The sequence below is a fragment of the Streptomyces sp. NPDC005878 genome (genome assembly GCF_040629815.1).
Lineage (GTDB): Bacteria > Actinomycetota > Actinomycetes > Streptomycetales > Streptomycetaceae > Streptomyces.
In genome coordinates, this window is sequence record NZ_JBEXWK010000006.1 from 112,772 (window position 1) to 128,816 (window position 16,045).

Sequence of the window (16,045 nt, forward strand, 5' to 3'; positions counted from 1 at the left end):
CTCCCGCTTCCCCCCGGCCGCTCAGGGGCGGCCCGCCGGCTCCTCCTGCCGTATCTCCGCCGGGATGTGCGGCGCCGTCACCCAGGCGCCGAGCGTCAGCCACACCACCGCGAAGAGCCAGCCCCCGATCACATCGGTCAGCCAGTGCACGCCCAGGTAGATGCGGGAGAGGCCGACCGCCGCGCCCCACAGCAGGATCAGCGCGGCGGTGAGCCGGGCCGAGGACGAGCGGGACCGCCTCGTCACGCCCCACGCCAGCAGACCGGCGGTCAGCGCCGCGGTGGCGGTGTGACCGGAGGGGAAGGAGTGGCCCGAGGCATACGTGCCCCAGTCGGCCAGCGTGGGGCGGGGGCGCGCGATGGCGGCCATCACCGCGAACCGCACCGCCTGGCCGAGGGCGAGGACCGCGAGGGCTCCCGCCGCCGCGCACAGGCGCTGCCGGGGGTCCCGTCCGGCCAGCAGCCCGGCGCCGACGGCCAGCAGATAGGGGAGCGGCCCGGAGCCGGTGGCGGTCAGCACACGGGCCGACGCGCGCGCCACCGGCGGGCGGTGGTGCACCGCCCAGGCGTGCGCGGCCAGGTCGCCGGGCAGCGGCGCCCCGTCCCGTACGGCCACGACCACCGTGAGGAGGACGAACAGCAGCAGGCACACGCCCGCCGCGACGTGCCGGGCCCTGGTCATCGGGCCGCCACCAGCGGGCGGGGCCGGGTCCCGCCGGGCCGGTCCACCAGGGGCGCGGCCCGGCGCGCGAGCAGTATGAGGACCGGGGCGACCCCGGCGCCGACGACCGGGCGGGCCGGCACGTGGTGCGGACAGCGGATGCCGACCGAGTCCCGGACCGCGGTGCCGACCGGGCCCGGCGCGTCGCGCGCGAGCTCGGTGGTTCGGATGTACCGGCCGTTGTCGACGTGCATCAGCGGGTGTCCTCTGCGGTGCGGGCGCGGCGGGCGCGCAGGATCTCCAGGGCGATCGGAAGCAGCGAGACGGCGACGACCAGCGCCACCAGCGGCAACAGATAGCGGTCGATATGGGGAATGGACGAACCCAGCGCATACCCACCCAGGACGAGTCCGCACGTCCACACCGCGCCCCCGACGACCTGCCAGAGCGCGAAGACGCCGGCCGGGACCCCGAGCACGCCCGCGAGGGGGTTGAGCACCGTCCGGACGATCGGCACGAAGCGGGCCAGGACGACCGCCCTCGCATGGCCGTACCTGGCGAGCAGCTCCTCGGCGCGGGCCGCGCCCTCGTGGAGCTTGCGGGACCGGGCGCGGGCGAGCAGGGCCCGGCCGCCGCGGCGCCCGATCCAGTACCCCGCCTGCGCCCCGGCGAGCGCACCCGTCATAGAGGCGAGCAGGACCTGCGGCAGGGAGAGCGAGACCGGCCCGTCGCCGCCCGGCACGCACAGCAGCCCGGCGGTGAACAGCAGCGAGTCGCCCGGCAGGAAGAAGCCGACGAGCAGACCGGTCTCGGCGAACAGCACGACGGCGACGCCGATCGCGCCGAAGGCCGAGAGCAGCGAGCCCGCGTCCAGCACGTTCACCGCCTGGGGGGTGGTGGCGAACAGGGGTACGGCCATGGCGGGGTGCCCTCCCATAATGGCTTCCGGGCCGAGAGCAGCACACGGCCCGACTGACTACAGTGCTGTAGACGGTCTACAGAACTGTAGACGAAAGATCGAGGAGGATCGTTCCCATGGGCGTCGTTGACGGGTCCGGCCCCTTCGCCGGCCGCGCGGGCGGCGACGCGCGGCGGCCCTCCGGGGAGCTGGAGGCGGGCGTGCTCGCGGCGCTGTGGGCCGCCGACGGCCCCCTGACACCCGGCGAAGTCCAGGGCGCCCTCGGCGGCGGCCTCGCCCGTACCACCGTGACCACGATCCTCACCCGGCTCTACGAGAAGGGCGCCGTCACCCGCGACCGCTTCGGCCGGGGCTTCGCCTATACCCCCACCGAGGACTCACCGGGCCTGACCGCCCGCCGGATGCACACCGAACTCGCCAAGGAGGAGGACCGCTCCACGGTCCTCGCCCGCTTCGTCTCCCAACTCAGCGACGAGGACGAACGCCTGCTGCGGACCCTGCTGGAAGGGGAGGCCGGCGCGTCCGGCGGGGCGATACCCGGCGACCGGACCGTTCCCCGCCCGGAATCGAGACCGCTCAGGGCGAGGACCGACCTGCCCCGCGACTGAGGACCCCGGCGGCCCGGCGACGGCGTTTGCGACCCGTACGGCCCAGCAACACCGGGGCCCCGGGGCCCGCGCCACGGAGAGTGGAGTGGGTACGCCCATGGGGGCGTGCCGCGCCACGAACGGCCACCGCGGGAGGCAGCCATGACATGCATCAACCGACGGGACCTGGGACTGCTGGTCCTGCGGGTGGGCACCGGTGCCGTGCTCGCGGCGCACGGCAGCCAGAAGCTCCTGGGCTGGTTCGGCGGCGGCGGGATCGAGGGCACGGCCGCGGCGATGGAGCACATGGGGTTCCGGCCCGGCAGGCAGAGCGCGGTGGCCGCGGGCCTCGGCGAGGCGGGCGGCGGCGCGCTCCTGGCCCTCGGGCTCGCCACGCCGGCGGCCGGGGCGGCGGCGGCAGGGGCGATGGCGGGCGCGGTCTCGGTGCACGCGCCGGCGGGCTTCTTCGCCACGGCCGGCGGCTTCGAGTATCCGGCGTTCCTCGGCTTCACGGCCGCCGCGATCGGCGTGGCCGGCGCCGGACGCTACTCCCTCGACCACGCCACCGGCCATGTCCTGGACCGCCCGTGGACGGTCGCCCTGGCGTTCCTCGCCAGCGCGGCGGCGGCAGCGGTGGTGGTGGGACGGCGGGCACAGGGGCAGGGCGGGGGAGGGGACGAGGACGCGGGGGCGGACGCCTCCCCGGAGGCGGGGGAGCCCGCGTAACGCTCCGGGGCCGCGGGGGCCGGGCCAGGGGAGGCGACCGGGACGGCACTCGAAGAGGGAGGGGGAGGGGGAGGTCACAGAGCCACGGGGCGGACAGGGGCCTTACTCTGTCAGGCGACGGCGCGTACCCCGACCGGGGCGCGACCCTTTGTCCGGCAGGAGTGACGCTGTGCTGCGCACCATGTTCAAGTCCAAGATCTAGCATTTGGACGTCTGCGCAGGTCAGGGGCATGATAGGGGCCCCTCGGGTCAGCAAAAGGTCAGCATGCGTCGCAGCTCTGTCTCCGCTTGCTGACCTTCCGCCCTCTGCGCAGCGACTGTGCATGGTTCCTCGCTCCCGCTCGGAAGGTTCGACACATGGCTCGACAGCTCGCCCGCGGCATGGGCTCCTTCTTCAAGGAATGTGACTGCGCCAAGCCCACCCGCTGCCCGCACCCGTACACGATTCGCTTCAGGGACGCGCTCGGGAAGCAGCGCGAGGAGTCCGGGTACGACACGCAGGACGACGCGATCGAGCGCCTTACGGAGATCTACAAAGAGAAGAAGAGCACGGCGCCATCCGTCGCCGAGGCCCGCCGTGAGTTGGGCCAGCAGACGGTCGAGGAATACGCGAAGCAGTGGCGACCCCGGCAGCGCAAGATGACGGAGTACTCCACGGGCGAGCACGTCGACAGCTCGATCAACGTGCACATCGTTCCCCGCCTCGGATCGCGAAAGCTGAACTCGGTTACGCCTATCGTCGTCGAGCGCTTCTTGGACGAACTGGAGACCGACAAGGTCGGTCGCGGAAATCAGGTGAACATATTCCGCACCCTTAAGGCCATCTTGCGAGACGCTTACGGCAAGGGCGCCATGGCGGACGACCCCGTGAAGGGAGTTCAAGAACCGGAGTACGTCCGTGAGAAGGTGGTCATCCCGTCCCTCGCCTATGTGAAAAGGGCTCTGACGGTCGCTGACGAGAAGCTCGCACTCGAAATCGCGATGATGGTGGGCTGTGGCCTGCGAAACGGTGAGGCCCGGGCGGTGAACGTCAACAACGTCGTGGCAGACGACGTCTACAGAGTGCACGAGCAGATCCATTCCAACACGCACAAGCCGGCGAAACTGAAGCACCGGAAGGCGGGCGAGTTCCGGGAGGTTCCTCTTCCGCGCTCCGTGCGGGAGGCCCTGGAGCGCTACGAGCAGCAGCACGGGACCACGAAAGATGGCTACCTGCTCCATGGACCCAGCGGGTACTACACGGAGCCGATGGAACGTCGCCGTGTGCAGCGGCTATTCGAGAACCTCCCTGCAGCGGAAGGCGTCGGAATGTATAGCTTCCGTCACTATTTCGCCTCGAACGCTCTCGGGAGCGGCATACCTATTACCGACGTGGCGGAGTGGATGGGGCACAAGTCCATCGAGGAGACGTACCGAACGTATCGACACCTGATGCCGGGCAGCATCACCAAGGCAGCCCGGATCCTGGATGCTGGCCTCTGGGAAGCGGCCTGATGAGTGCATAGAGGGAGGATGATCTGCGGCACCAGGGGAGATTGTCATGAAGTTGCCTACGTGTTGGTGCTGACCTGCATCGATGCGGCTGCACCCACCCCTGACCTGCGCGGATAAGTCGTTCAGCGTCTTTCTTCGCGGTCGATTCTCCCCACGCGCTCCCCAGGCCCGTCGTTACTTCCCCAGATTCTCCCCAGGGAGTGTCGTTGCGGCGGGCTGTGGTGGCAGCAGACATCAGCCCATCGGAGGCGCATCGTGGGCCACGCTGAGTGACTGCCTGAGTGGACAGGGCAGAAGCCTGTTGCCAAGCGGATGAGGACAAGGTCTGACGCTGCCCGAGCAGGCTCACCTTCGAACCCCGCTTTTGGAAGCCCACGTCCTCCCGATGACGCATCACGTGGAGTGCGTGGCGATCCTGAACCGGTTACGAAGGGCTCCTGACCTGCGGTTTTGCCTGTGCGCATTATGTGCGGTGTGGGCGTTACGGGCGATATCTTGACGCCGAAATGACGCTCGTGACGCTCATTTGACGCTCGTTCTGATGGGGTGTCAGGTGTGTTGCTTCGCTGGTCAGGGCATCCGTAAGGACGGAGGTCGCAGAGCTCTTAGAAAAGGCCATGACGACGTTAGGGGGTGCCCGTAAAGTCATGACATGGGCAAGTCCTCCAAGAAGTCGAAGCTGAAGCGCCGCCACCACACCGTTCCGCGTCTGCTTTTGCGACGCTTCGCCGATGGCGAGCGGATCATCCGCGTGCCTCTTGACGGGGGCGAGCGCCGTTCGGTCGGGATCGCCGACGTCACCGTCCGCCGCGACTTTTATTCGATGGTGGATCAGGAAGGCCAGCTCGACGACACTGTGGAGGACCTGCTCGCCGAGCTTGAGGACAAGGCGGCGAAGGTCATCCGCAAGGTCATCAACGGGGCGTGGCCCCTACCGATTGACGAGCGGGCGGTCCTAGCCGAGTGGATCGCGGCACAACACGCGCGGATCCCTGCTGCCCGTGCGAGAAATAACGAGATCGCCGATCATCTTGGCAAGGTCCTGATTGCCATGGGCGGCAAGCCCGAGATCCGCAAGCGCCTCGAAAAGAAGACCGCAGAGCCCGTCCAGGAGAAGGAGGTCGAGGCGCTCTGGGAAGAGCTAACGGACTTCGAGGGCTACTACGCCGAGATATCAGTCAACGACCACATGGCGGCGATGGGCCAGTCCATGAAGACGGCGTACGAGGTGTTCATGGCGCGCTCCTGGGGTCTGATCAAGTTCGAGCGCCGAACGCTGCTCATGCCAGATCATCCGGTGACGCTGGTGCGTGAAGAGAACATGCCGAGGTTTTTGGGCGTCGGCGTCGGCAACGCAGCTGCGATCCTGATCCCCATCGATCGCCGGGCGGCCATCATCATGGCGTCGCCGGGACACGATGACTTCGTAGTGCGAACCCATACCAAGCTGGCCAAGGAGCTGAACCAGCGCTTCGCATGCAACGCGCGCAGGGAGCTGTTCCACCACCCCGACGACACCCCTTTGCACGGAGTTGAACTGCCGCCGGTGCGTGACCGCGAGATACAGGTCAGTCAGCAGCCCCAGCGGTATCTGATGCCCGACGGGCCCTCCGACGCCTTCAAAAGCGCGATGAGCGATGTCCATGATCCGCCGCCCGATGCCCAACCGCCACGGTTCGCGAAGGAGTAACGGCATAGGCCGAGGGAAAAGCCCCCTCGGCATCCGAGCAACAACAACCTGCCGACGTGGTCTAGTGTTTGCCCTTCAAATCCTTGACGCCGGGGGGCACTCGGGGTGATCGATCTGAAGGAAGCCATCCAGGCGACGTATGACGAGCTGACGGCTGCGGCACAAGGGGGCGCCAATAACCCCCTGCGCTTTCGCTACAGCAGCATCGAGCTGGAGATGACCATCGCGCCATGAGCGACCCACGAGAGCGCAGGGCGGACTGAAGGTTTGGGTCTTGGATGGCTTCCGGAAGTGGATTCGCGGCAAGACCTCTACACATATGGTCCAGGGCGCCATCGAGCCGCACCTGGTCCGGGTTCCAGACGCCTTCGCTGGTCGCGTCGGAGGTGTGAAGGTTGGGCCGTGGTGCCGGTATCGCACAACACCGTGGCCCAACGGGCCGACATGGTCGAAAAGTATTACGGAGCGCTGGGTCGGTCCCGGCAGATCGCGGTAAAGTCGCAGGCGGCGCAGGTGCCGCACCATGAGGTCTTGCGGGGCATGTCGTTGTGACGGAGTTGGTCCCCGGCCTTGGCGACCTTGCCGGAGATCTCGTTCAGCAGGGTGTCGTTGACCTCCTCGCGGCTGCTGCGGCTGCCCTCGTCGAGGTTCAGGACCTCGACGAGGTCGGCGCGCTTGCCGCTCAGCTCTTCGTACCCCGCAACGTAGATGTGCAGTTGATCGCGGGTGACAGCGTCAGCCTGGGCGCGCTCCTTGGACTTGAAGTCCACGATGGACTGCTCGCCCGTGTCGATCCGGCGGATCAGGTCGATGCGTCCGCTGACGGTCACCCCCGGCGTGAGGTGCACCTCCACCGGCTGCTCGGAGTGCTCGGTGAGCGCCAGTCGAGAGCCGTTCTCGCGGAGGTAGCGGTGGACAGAGCGGATGGCCGCGTTGCGCAGCTGTTCCTTGAGCGGCTCCGGTGCGAACGGAGCGTGCAGGTGCCGGTCGACCAGCGCCTCCACCTCCGTCTTGTCGACGATGTCGCCCTTCACGGCGCGCTTGTGTACCTCCGCCATCACGTCATGGAGCGACTTGCCGTACCCGAGTTCCTTCTGCAACGGCGAGTCGAAGCCGTACAGGAACCGCAGCTTGAACTGGTACGGGCATTCGAACAGGTACTTGAGCTCACTGAAGCTGAACACGATGTCGGGTGTGTCGGCCAGGGCGGTTGAAGGCAGCCGGTTCAGCGTGGATTCGTCGGGCCTGGCGGCCTCCCGGGTCAGGACGTATGTGTTGCGGGTCGCCTCCGCGAAGAACTGCGACTCCCGCTGGTAGAACTTGCCCGGCCCGGGGGAGAAAGAGATGGCGAGGTACTTCTGGGCTCGGGTCGCGGCCACGTAGAAGAGCCGGCGCTCGTCGTCCTCGCTGCCGCGGTAGCGGTCGGCGTCGTTGACGGCTACCTCCGGGACGATGTGGAACACACCGAGTCCGCCCTGCCGTTTGCTGGGGAAGCGGTTGCGGCGCATACAGGGCACGAACACCGCCGGCCACTGCATGCCCTTGGCTTGGTGGACGGTGGCGATCGTGACGGCGTCGGGCCGGGCGTATCCGGCGTCGGCGTCACTCTCCTCGTAGTAGTCGCCGGCCTGGTGCTCAAGCCACTTTGCGAAGGCGGCGAACCGGTCGGGCGGGCTGCTGAGGAAGTGGATGCGCTCGTAGTCGCCGATGGCGGTGCTGAACCGCCCCAGGTTGTAGAAGGCGAGCTCACTGCGCTCGCGGCCGACCTCGGCCGTGAGGTGTTCCTCGCGGACGCCGACCTCGCCCAGGAAACGCTGGTAGGTGCCCTGGATCGTGTAGGTGTCCCAGGGCATGTTCTCCGCCCAACCGCGGGCCTCGTCGAGGATCTTCACCCCACGCTTCAGGGCCTCCTGGCGGAGTCCGAGCCGGGCGTCCGTCCAGGCCGTCACGACGGCGTCGCCGTCGACGGTTCCGGCGATGTAGTCGAAGCAGGTCTTGGCGGCCTGGACCTCGGGCGTCTGGAACAGGCGGCTCAGGCCCTTGATGATGTAGCGGATGCCCCTGGCGCGCATCTCCGTGACCAGCGGATCGGCGTCACCTGACACGCTGCGGAAGAGGACGGCGAAGTCCGAGTACGCCAGGCCCCGTGGTGGCGCGCCGGCACGGTCGGTGAAGGGCAGGCCGATCATCCACTCGATGCGGTCGCAGATCCAGGTGGCCTCCTCCTGCGGCGTGCCGAAGGAGAGGGCCAGCAGGTCGCCGCGGTCATAGCTCTGGTGGCCACTGGCGATCATCGACTTGCTCAGCCGATGCGAGGGATCGATGCCCTCCGCCACCCGGCGTGCAAGGTCCACCACCGCTTTGGACGAGCGGAAGTTCTCGTTGAGCGTCACGGTCTTGGCGCTGCTGTGGCGGGTGGTAAACGTCAGGATGTTGTTCACCGCGCTTCCGCGCCACTGGTAGATCGTCTGGTCGTCGTCCCCCACGACGCACAGGTTCGCGCCGAACTGGATGAGGCCGGCGATCAACTGCTCCTGGACGGGGTTGGTGTCCTGGTATTCGTCCACCACGACGTAGCGGACCGTGTCCCGCACGTGGGCGCGCAGATTGACCACGGGTTCGGTGGCCGGCCCTCCGATACTCGGCGGCGGGAGCAGCAGGTCCGCGGCGAGGCGGAGGATCTCGCTGTAGTCGAGGTAGTGAAGGCGCTGGAGCAACGCTCGGTAACTGCTCAGGCCGTCGAGTACGTCCGACGGCAACTCGTCCTGATCGATCTCGTCCTCGCGGAGCATGCCCAAAACGCGTTGGTAGAGACGGGAGTTGACGTACCGCTTCATCGGGCGGGTCGGTTTGCCCTTGGTGCGGATCTGTGTTGTCGTCAGGCCGCTGGCTCGGCTGTTGCGGTCGATCAGAACACGAGCCTGCACATCGCTGAGGACAGTGCATTTGAACGTTTCCGGTACCTGGGACTGCAGCATGCTCAAGGCGTAGCCGTGCATGGTGCCGACGAAAAGCTCGGCCAATCCACGGACATCTCCCAGTTCCTCTCGGACGCGAGAGACGATGCGCTGCTTCAGCTCTCCGGCCGCCCGGTCGGTGAACGTGAAGGCGACGATGTGCCGAGGCTCCACACCTGGCAGTCGGAGCAACTTCACCACCCGCCGGGCGATGACTTCGGTCTTTCCGGATCCAGCGCACGCGACGATTCCCAGGTGCCTGTCCACGGTGTCGATCGCTGCCAGCTGATTTGAGGTCAGTTGCACCGAGGTGCCTCCACTCGTCACGTCGGGGACCTGCTCCCCGAGCGACGAACTGTGTACCAAGCGGCACTGACAGTCGCTTCATTGCTGCAACGCGTTGTCTATCACCAGTTCGAATTCCGCTTGGTGCGTCTGTCGGGCAATCCGTCTAATGGCCTCTGATGATTTCCATCGAAGGTGCATTAATCGCCTCACTCCAATGGGTGTGCCTGTTCGATGTCCGTCTCTGGTGTGTTCGATGCGCCCATCGGGGCTGGGGTGGCGGCGGCATGCCGGGGTGGCTCCCGCGCCAGGAGACGTACCCCGCCCTCGATTGCAGCTTCGAGATTTCGTTGACGAGCAGCGAGGTTTGACGGAATGAGTCGTAAGTCCGTGCGTCCGTGCGGGCATACAGATGAGAAATGGCCAGGTAGTGGTACGAATGACGCGGTGCCGACGGCGTCGGCTGACGTCCGAACGATCGCCGTACAGCGCAAGCGACTTATGCCGGAAAATCGAGCCTGAGTCAGGATGGTGCCGCTAGCGCAGATGTATCGCGCCGTGCCGAAGGCGCCAGGCGCTTAGAAGGCACGTGCTCTATCCGCTGAGCTACGGGGGCTGACCTGCGTAAACGCAGCTTCCGGGTGCTGTCCCCCGGGCGGCGGGGGACGCATGGGGGAACCGTGGTCTCCCGGTGATCGGGGGCGTGGGCGCTCCCTGATCGGCCGTACGCAGGGTCTCACACTATCTTCACGTCCCCGAAGCCTCGCGCGGAAACAATCCCGCACCTCCTCGGTGTTGTTGCTCTCCTAACCGAGGAGGGGAAGGTGTCGGGCCTGAAGCTGTTCCGCACGGACACGACGAATAGCGGCATGACCGAGGTCATGCCGCGACTTGCTGAGATCGAGGCGGATGTGCAGGGTCTCGTCGAGACTCACATGGAGACGCTGTTGGGTGTCCGGTTCCTCGCGAGCGAGTACAGCACCGGACCGGTGCACGGGGGCCGGATCGACTCGCTCGGGCTGGACGAGAACGGATCGCCGGTCATCGTCGAGTACAAGCGCGGCACGGATGCCGGCGTGATCAACCAGGGCCTGTTCTACCTGGCCTGGCTGATGGATCACCGGGCCGAGTTCGAGCACCTGGTCCGCGACCGGCTCGGGGGGACGGCCGCGTCCCAGGTGCTGTGGAGCGGACCGCGCCTCATCTGCATCGCCGGCGACTTCACCCGCTATGACGTGCACGCCGTACGCGAGCACCGGCGCTCGATCGACCTGGTCCGCTACCGACTTTTCGGCAGCGACTTACTCGGCCTTGAGACCGTGGCCTCCGTCACCGGGCATCCGGCGCCAGCCAAACGGGTACGCCGCCGTGGGGCTGGGGCGTCCCCGGTCCGGAAGCAGGGCGGCCCGATGGTCGAGCTTGCCGACGCGGTCGACGAGGTCCTGGTCGGGCTCGGGGACGGCGTCACCCGGGTGCAGCGCAAGCAGTACCGCGCTTATCGACGGCTGCGGAACTTCGCCAGCCTCTGCCCGCCGCAGCAGACCAAACTCCTCGTCTACCTCAAAGCCGACCCGAAGGAGGTCGACCTCGTCCCCGGCTTTACCCGGGACGTGACGGGCCTCGGTCACCACGGCACGGGCGACCTGGAGCTGCAACTGCGCACGGAGCGGGACCTGGAACGTGCTGGAGACCTCCTCCGTCTCAGCTACGACGCGGCATGAAGGTTCTCGCCCGGGTGGGGCCAACTCAGGCGGAATGTGGCGTTGTGGGCTGTCGTCGTGGTGGCCTTTCGACGTGACGGGCAGAGAGTGGCGGTGGACCACTAATGGTCCGGCGGATCCCCGGTTTTGCTAACCGGGGATCCGCCGTTATATTGCCGCGTTCACGTCGCCTGGTCGGTCGTCAGCGGAGCAGACCGCCGCTGGGGTGTCGGCGGTGGCCTGCCGATACAGGGGAGGGGCGATATGGGCTGGAAGCGCACCCGGACCGAAGTTCTGCACGAGGGCTCCTTCGTCTCCCTGCGGCGGGACGAGGTGATCCGTCCCGTTTCCTGGGGTTCTTCGCCCTGTAGTGGGACGTGGCGCCCGCTGGTGTCTCAGCTTGTTCTGCGACAACTCCGTGACTGTGTGGTTCACGTGGCGGTTGACGTACACGTAAACCAGGACATACGGAGTCGAACGTGCAAGCATTCCCGATCACCCTCCCCTCCGGGGCGCGGTACTGGACAGTTCTGGATGCGGACTACGACGTCGTCGCGGAGGCTGACAGCCATCTTCGGAACCTGAGACTTGCCAGGGACCTTGCCGAGCTGACGACGAAGACGTACGCCCACTGCATCGCTCTTTACCTGAGGTGGTGCGAACGCACGGGCCGCGACTGGCGGACTGCCGCTGCAGACCTCGGCATGTTCATCCTGTGGCTGCGGCACACTCCGCGGGAGTTAGCCGCCTGCGACGCTGATCCCGGAAACGTGCTGGTCGTTCCGGGTGCAGGTGCCAAGCCGGTACGCGGCGGAACGCGGATCAATCTTGTGCTGACCGCGGTCCGTGGCTTTCTCCGACATGCTTCACAGGTTCGGGCTGTGCCGTCGTGGGTGGTGCCTGCGCTCTACGAGGGTGCGGCCCTCCCGGAGGTCGAGCCGCGGGTGCAGGCCGGCGGGGAAGCGCGTTGCCACGTGCGTGCGACGCATCGGGTGCGGTCGGAGTCGAAGGCGGTCGACCGAGCTTCTGATGAGGAGGTTTTGGCCCTGTTCAGGGCTTGCCGCTCGCGCCGTGATCGTCTCATCGTGCTGCTGATGGCCCGTGCCGGTCTACGCCGTAGCCAGGTCGTCGGGCTCCGTCGTTCCGACGTGCACTTCGCAGTGGACTCCTCGGCCCTGGGATGCCGGTACCAAGGTGCCCACCTGCACGTGATCCGGCGGCAGAACGTTAACGGTGCGTGGTCCAAGTCCCGTCTCAGCCGGGTGGTGCCGGTCGATTTCCTGGTGGTGCAGGCCCACGACGGGTACGTCTTCGAGCGGGCCGGATACGCCGGCGCGGAGGCGAGCGACTTTATGTTCGTCAACCTCTTCCGCGAACCCCTCGGCGTGCCGATGAAGCCCGGTGCCATCAACGAGCTGGTCACCGGGCTCGGCGCCCGGGCGGGCCTGGAGCGGCACGTGACGCCGCATCAACTGCGCCACGCTTTCAGCGGGAACGTCTTGGACGCCGGCGGCACGATCGACGAACTGCAGGTGCTCTTGGGACAGTCATCGCCCAGGTCATCCCTGCCCTACCAGCACCCCGCCGAGCAGCGTCTGCGGGAAGCCGTGGAGCGGGTTGCCACGCCGAGGCTGGAAGGGGAGGCGGAACTGTGAGGGCGGGAACGGCCCTGCGCGTTCTGCCCCTGCACCGGGCGCCAGGCGGCGGGGAGGAGGAGGCGACGCGGCTGAGCGGCATGATCAGCGACGCCTTCCTGTGCGAGGCCGGGTGGGACGCCGAGCAGCAGGTGCTGCGGTTGCCGGCGGAGCACCCGCTCCTGGGCCGGCCCGTGTGTCGCGTCGACGACTGCACGAAACACGGGGTGGGGCTTCGGCAGCTGTGCGACTCGTGCGGGAACCGCTTCGAGGTAAGCCGCCTGCCCTTCGACGAGTTCCGAGTGCTGCCGAGACCCGCGCGGAACACGCGGCAGGTCATGTGTGCGGTGGCCGACTGCGGCCTTCCCCGCATGACGGCCCCGGCGCAGATGTGCCGCATCCACCACTACCGGCGCACGAAGCTGCAGTTGTCGCTGGAGGACTTCCTGGCGCATCCCGGGACCGTCGCGTTGGCCGGCTTCGGGCCGTGCCTGGTGGTGGCCTGTCTGCGTGTACGCGAAGGCGCCGGTCCTTACTGCACACCCCACCAGAACCGGTGGGCGAGGCTGAGCAAGCGCGGGAGCGGAGTCAGCGAAGAGCTCTGGCGCCGGACGAGTCCGGGCATCGCCCAGGAGGGCGAGGTCAGCCTGCGCGGGCTGTCGTCCTTCGCGGTCGTCCAGGTGCTGCTCGGCCTGCAGATGAGAACCCGAGACGGCACGAAGACGAACGACGATGCCCTGCGCATCCTGTGCGACCGGCTACGCGAGCGTCGTGCCGCAGCCCTCCGGGACCTTCCTGAGCACGGCTTGTCCAAGACGCAGCTGAACCTGCTGCGCATGCTGCGGCGTTACGTCGAGCAGGCGCTGCTCGATCCGGAGTCGGAGCGGCGCAAGTCCTGCTGGGACACGCGTGCCTTCGGGCATTCGGGACTGCTCGACTTCAGCAGGATCACCCAGCAGTGGCTTCGGCAGGGCTGCATGCGGTGGGCGGCGGATAACCTGCCGAAACGGCGTGGCAAGAACGTCACCTCGCGGGTGCGGATGCAGCTCGACGGCATGGTACTGCTGTCTGACAGCCTGCGTGCCCAACGTGTCGACAACGGCGAGGTGCCTGCTGTCCTCGGCCGCAGGGACATCGAGAACTTCCTGGCCCGACTGGCGCTCCTGGACAGCTGCGGGGAGCTCAGCGCCTACATGCGCCACCGGGCATGCAGCGCGGTACGGCTCGTGCTGGGGCGCATGCGCTCACTGGGACTGACCCGGCCTGGCGAGCCCGCGGAGGCGTTGCCCGACGACTTTCACCTCGGCCGGGCGGACATGCCGGCCGAGCCTGACCGCAAGGACGAAGAACGCGATCTTCCTCAGGAGGTGATGCGGCAGCTGTGCGCCCGCCTCCCCGCGATCGAAGCCGACGGCGCCGACCGGCAGACCCGCGTCGCGATCGAGCTCATGATCGACACCGGACGGCGCCCGGACGAGATCTGCGCCCTGCCCTTCGACTGCCTGAGCTCGGACCGAGACGGCAAACCGCTGCTGATCTACAACAACTACAAGGAGCACCGGTTCGCCCGCCGGCTGCCGATCGCGCAGGCCACCGCTGACCTCATCGCCGACCAGCAGCGCCTCACGCACAGCCGGTTCCCCGATACCTCGCCGTCCCGGTTGATGCTGCTGCCCTCACGGGTACGCAACGCCGACGGCAGCCGCCCCATCGGCGAGAACGGTGTCGCCGCTCGCCACCGAACCTGGGTCGACGCGATGCCGCCCTTCACGGTCCTCGTCGGCGACACCACCGTGGAATTCGACAAGGCCCGCATCGTCTTGTACGCCTACCGGCACTGCTACGCGCAACGGCATGCTGACGCGGGCGTGCCGGCCGACGTTCTGCGCGAGCTGCTGGACCACGAAGGCTACGACTGTCTCCAGCGGTACTACCGCGTGAGCGAGCAGCGGCGCCGCCAGGCCGTGGAGAAGGTCACCTCCATGCAGTTCGACCGGCACGGCCGACGCATGTGGCGCGAGGCGGTCCACATCCTGGCCGCCGACCGCGCCCGCCACAGTGTCGAGGAGGTCGCTGTTCCCTTCGGGCGCTGTACCGAGCCGAGCAACGTGCAAGCAGGAGGCGGCTCCTGCCCCATCCGCTACCGCTGTGCGGGCTGCGACCACTTCACCACCGACGTCTCCTACCTGCCCGACCTGAAGGCGTACCTGGACGATCTCCTGCGCAGCCGTGAACGCATCCGATCCATGGCCGCGGCCGACGCCTGGGCCAAAACCGAGGCAACACCCTCCGACGAAGAGATCCGCCGGATCCGGCGCCTCATCAGCCGTGTCACCCAGGACCTGGACTCCTTGTCGCCCGAGGAACGCGAACAGATCGAGCGAGCCTGCGCGACCGTCCGTAAGAGCCGTCAGACCCTCCTGGGCATGCCCCGGGTCCGCCCGCCACTGCCCGACCTACGACCGGAGCGTTCCGATGCCCCGTAGCACCACCGCCATGATGCAGGGCCGCCGAGCCGACTCCGAACGCCGGCGCCAACGAGTTCTGGAAGCCGTCCGCCTCAGCGAGCAGCGCGGCCAAGAACTCACCGCTACCTCCATCGCCCGGAAAGCCAAGGTCGACCGTACCTTCCTCTACCGGCACCGTGACCTCCTGCAGATCATCCACGCGGCACAGCAGGAACCCACGGCGACTGCGGGCACGGCTCCCGAAGCCTCTAAGGCATCACTTCGCGCTGATCTCCTCAACGCCCGGGAGCGAGCGGAACGGCTGAACAGGCGCGTGCTCCAACTGGAGAAGAAGCTCTCCGCCGTCCTCGGCCAGCAGGTCTGGCAAGCCGCGGGCAGTGGAACCCATCCCGAACACGACCTGGACACGCTGCGGCGCCGTGTCGCCAGCCTGGAACAAGAGTGCGCCGACCTCCGCCTCCAGCTGGAAGAGCGCACGGAAGAACTCGCCGCGGCTCGCGCCGCCAACCGCGAACTCATGCTGGGGTTGAATGCCCGTTCCTGATACTCCAGTCGGACTTCTCTAGTTGTCCTGGTCAACGGCCTGGCGGTGGTGTTCGGCAGGTCGTGCGGAGACCACTGCTGACCAGAACGGGGACCAGGCCGCGCTCCGTTCGTGAAGGGTGCTTGGCACCCTCATCGCTTCATGATCGGCAAGGAGAATGAGGGCCCCTTCTATCGGGTGACGTCGGCCCCGGCCCGGGCCAAGACGCGGGTGTTCTCGCTGACGAGGCCGCCGATGGCGATAGCCTGTGTGTCACCGCCTGTCGGCCCGCGTCCCTGACAGCGCGCCCGCTCCCTGCGCATGGGGGCCCGCATACAACTTTCCCTGATGAACACGCAGTTGGGGAGGGAGTAGCCGGTCGTTGCGCTAGGCAACTTTGAA

General features: G+C 67.6%; 13 protein-coding genes. 9 read left to right on the forward strand and 4 right to left on the reverse strand.

The window, feature by feature from the left end:
* Positions 1 to 21: 21 nt before the first annotated feature.
* Genes ABZ404_RS12655 through ABZ404_RS12665 form a run of 3 tightly spaced genes read right to left on the reverse strand, consistent with a single transcriptional unit; the run spans position 22 to position 1,579 of the window.
* Positions 22 to 681, reverse strand: a complete 660-nt coding sequence (locus tag ABZ404_RS12655; RefSeq protein ID WP_358830641.1) for a phosphatase PAP2 family protein — start codon at positions 679 to 681, stop codon at positions 22 to 24.
* The gene (locus ABZ404_RS12660; RefSeq protein WP_358830642.1) at positions 678 to 914 is read right to left on the reverse strand and encodes a hypothetical protein; all 237 of its coding nucleotides are present in this window, start codon (positions 912 to 914) and stop codon (positions 678 to 680) included. The genes ABZ404_RS12655 and ABZ404_RS12660 overlap by 4 nt, the downstream gene beginning before the upstream one ends.
* On the reverse strand, positions 914 to 1,579 hold the full coding sequence (locus ABZ404_RS12665; protein ID WP_358830643.1) for a DedA family protein: 666 nt from the start codon (positions 1,577 to 1,579) through the stop codon (positions 914 to 916). The genes ABZ404_RS12660 and ABZ404_RS12665 overlap by 1 nt, the downstream gene beginning before the upstream one ends.
* A 116-nt stretch (positions 1,580 to 1,695) precedes the next feature.
* Here ABZ404_RS12665 and ABZ404_RS12670 point away from each other — a divergent pair, with 116 nt between their 5' ends.
* The 5 genes from ABZ404_RS12670 (at position 1,696) to ABZ404_RS12690 (ending at position 6,310) form a co-directional block, all read left to right on the forward strand.
* Positions 1,696 to 2,187, forward strand: a complete 492-nt coding sequence (locus tag ABZ404_RS12670) for a BlaI/MecI/CopY family transcriptional regulator (protein WP_358830644.1) — start codon at positions 1,696 to 1,698, stop codon at positions 2,185 to 2,187.
* 141 nt (positions 2,188 to 2,328) lie between these two features.
* A complete protein-coding gene (locus tag ABZ404_RS12675) occupies positions 2,329 to 2,892 on the forward strand; it encodes a DoxX family membrane protein (RefSeq protein WP_358830645.1) in 564 nt (187 codons plus the stop codon).
* Positions 2,893 to 3,249: 357 nt separating this feature from the next.
* Positions 3,250 to 4,386 (forward strand): tyrosine-type recombinase/integrase, encoded by a 1,137-nt coding sequence (locus ABZ404_RS12680; RefSeq protein ID WP_358830646.1) that lies wholly within the window; start codon positions 3,250 to 3,252, stop codon positions 4,384 to 4,386.
* Positions 4,387 to 5,038: 652 nt separating this feature from the next.
* Entirely contained in the window at positions 5,039 to 6,076 is a 1,038-nt protein-coding gene (locus ABZ404_RS12685) for a DUF4238 domain-containing protein (RefSeq protein WP_358830647.1), read from the forward strand.
* 105 nt (positions 6,077 to 6,181) lie between these two features.
* Positions 6,182 to 6,310: a trypco2 family protein gene (locus ABZ404_RS12690; protein WP_358830648.1), complete on the forward strand. Its 129-nt coding sequence runs from the start codon at positions 6,182 to 6,184 to the stop codon at positions 6,308 to 6,310.
* A 224-nt stretch (positions 6,311 to 6,534) separates the two neighbouring features.
* Here ABZ404_RS12690 and ABZ404_RS12695 read toward each other — a convergent pair whose 3' ends face one another.
* Positions 6,535 to 9,360, reverse strand: a complete 2,826-nt coding sequence (locus ABZ404_RS12695) for an ATP-dependent DNA helicase (RefSeq protein ID WP_358830649.1) — start codon at positions 9,358 to 9,360, stop codon at positions 6,535 to 6,537.
* A 782-nt stretch (positions 9,361 to 10,142) separates the two neighbouring features.
* Here ABZ404_RS12695 and ABZ404_RS12700 point away from each other — a divergent pair.
* The 4 genes from ABZ404_RS12700 to ABZ404_RS12715 all read left to right on the forward strand — a co-directional run bounded on the left by ABZ404_RS12700 (position 10,143) and on the right by ABZ404_RS12715 (position 15,664).
* Complete coding sequence (locus ABZ404_RS12700) at positions 10,143 to 11,039, forward strand: DUF5655 domain-containing protein (RefSeq protein WP_358830650.1); 897 nt, start codon at positions 10,143 to 10,145, stop codon at positions 11,037 to 11,039.
* A 458-nt stretch (positions 11,040 to 11,497) separates the two neighbouring features.
* Positions 11,498 to 12,673, forward strand: a complete 1,176-nt coding sequence (locus ABZ404_RS12705; RefSeq protein ID WP_358830651.1) for a tyrosine-type recombinase/integrase — start codon at positions 11,498 to 11,500, stop codon at positions 12,671 to 12,673.
* Positions 12,670 to 15,138 carry a tyrosine-type recombinase/integrase gene (locus tag ABZ404_RS12710; RefSeq protein WP_358830652.1) on the forward strand — a complete coding sequence of 823 codons (2,469 nt, stop codon included), beginning with the start codon at positions 12,670 to 12,672 and terminating at the stop codon, positions 15,136 to 15,138. Before ABZ404_RS12705 ends, ABZ404_RS12710 begins: the two co-directional genes overlap by 4 nt.
* Positions 15,128 to 15,664, forward strand: a complete 537-nt coding sequence (locus ABZ404_RS12715; RefSeq protein WP_358830653.1) for a DUF6262 family protein — start codon at positions 15,128 to 15,130, stop codon at positions 15,662 to 15,664. Before ABZ404_RS12710 ends, ABZ404_RS12715 begins: the two co-directional genes overlap by 11 nt.
* Positions 15,665 to 16,045: the final 381 nt, after the last annotated feature.

Bases quoted from the DNA above. Each gene is read 5' to 3' on its own strand.
- ABZ404_RS12655 (WP_358830641.1), bottom strand. From the start codon at position 681: ATGACCAGGGCCCGGCACGTCGCGGCGGGCGTGTGCCTGCTGCTGTTC.
- ABZ404_RS12660 (WP_358830642.1), bottom strand. From the start codon at position 914: ATGCACGTCGACAACGGCCGGTACATCCGAACCACCGAGCTCGCGCGC.
- ABZ404_RS12665 (WP_358830643.1), bottom strand. From the start codon at position 1,579: ATGGCCGTACCCCTGTTCGCCACCACCCCCCAGGCGGTGAACGTGCTG.
- ABZ404_RS12670 (WP_358830644.1), top strand. From the start codon at position 1,696: ATGGGCGTCGTTGACGGGTCCGGCCCCTTCGCCGGCCGCGCGGGCGGC.
- ABZ404_RS12675 (WP_358830645.1), top strand. From the start codon at position 2,329: ATGACATGCATCAACCGACGGGACCTGGGACTGCTGGTCCTGCGGGTG.
- ABZ404_RS12680 (WP_358830646.1), top strand. From the start codon at position 3,250: ATGGCTCGACAGCTCGCCCGCGGCATGGGCTCCTTCTTCAAGGAATGT.
- ABZ404_RS12685 (WP_358830647.1), top strand. From the start codon at position 5,039: ATGGGCAAGTCCTCCAAGAAGTCGAAGCTGAAGCGCCGCCACCACACC.
- ABZ404_RS12715 (WP_358830653.1), top strand. From the start codon at position 15,128: ATGCCCCGTAGCACCACCGCCATGATGCAGGGCCGCCGAGCCGACTCC.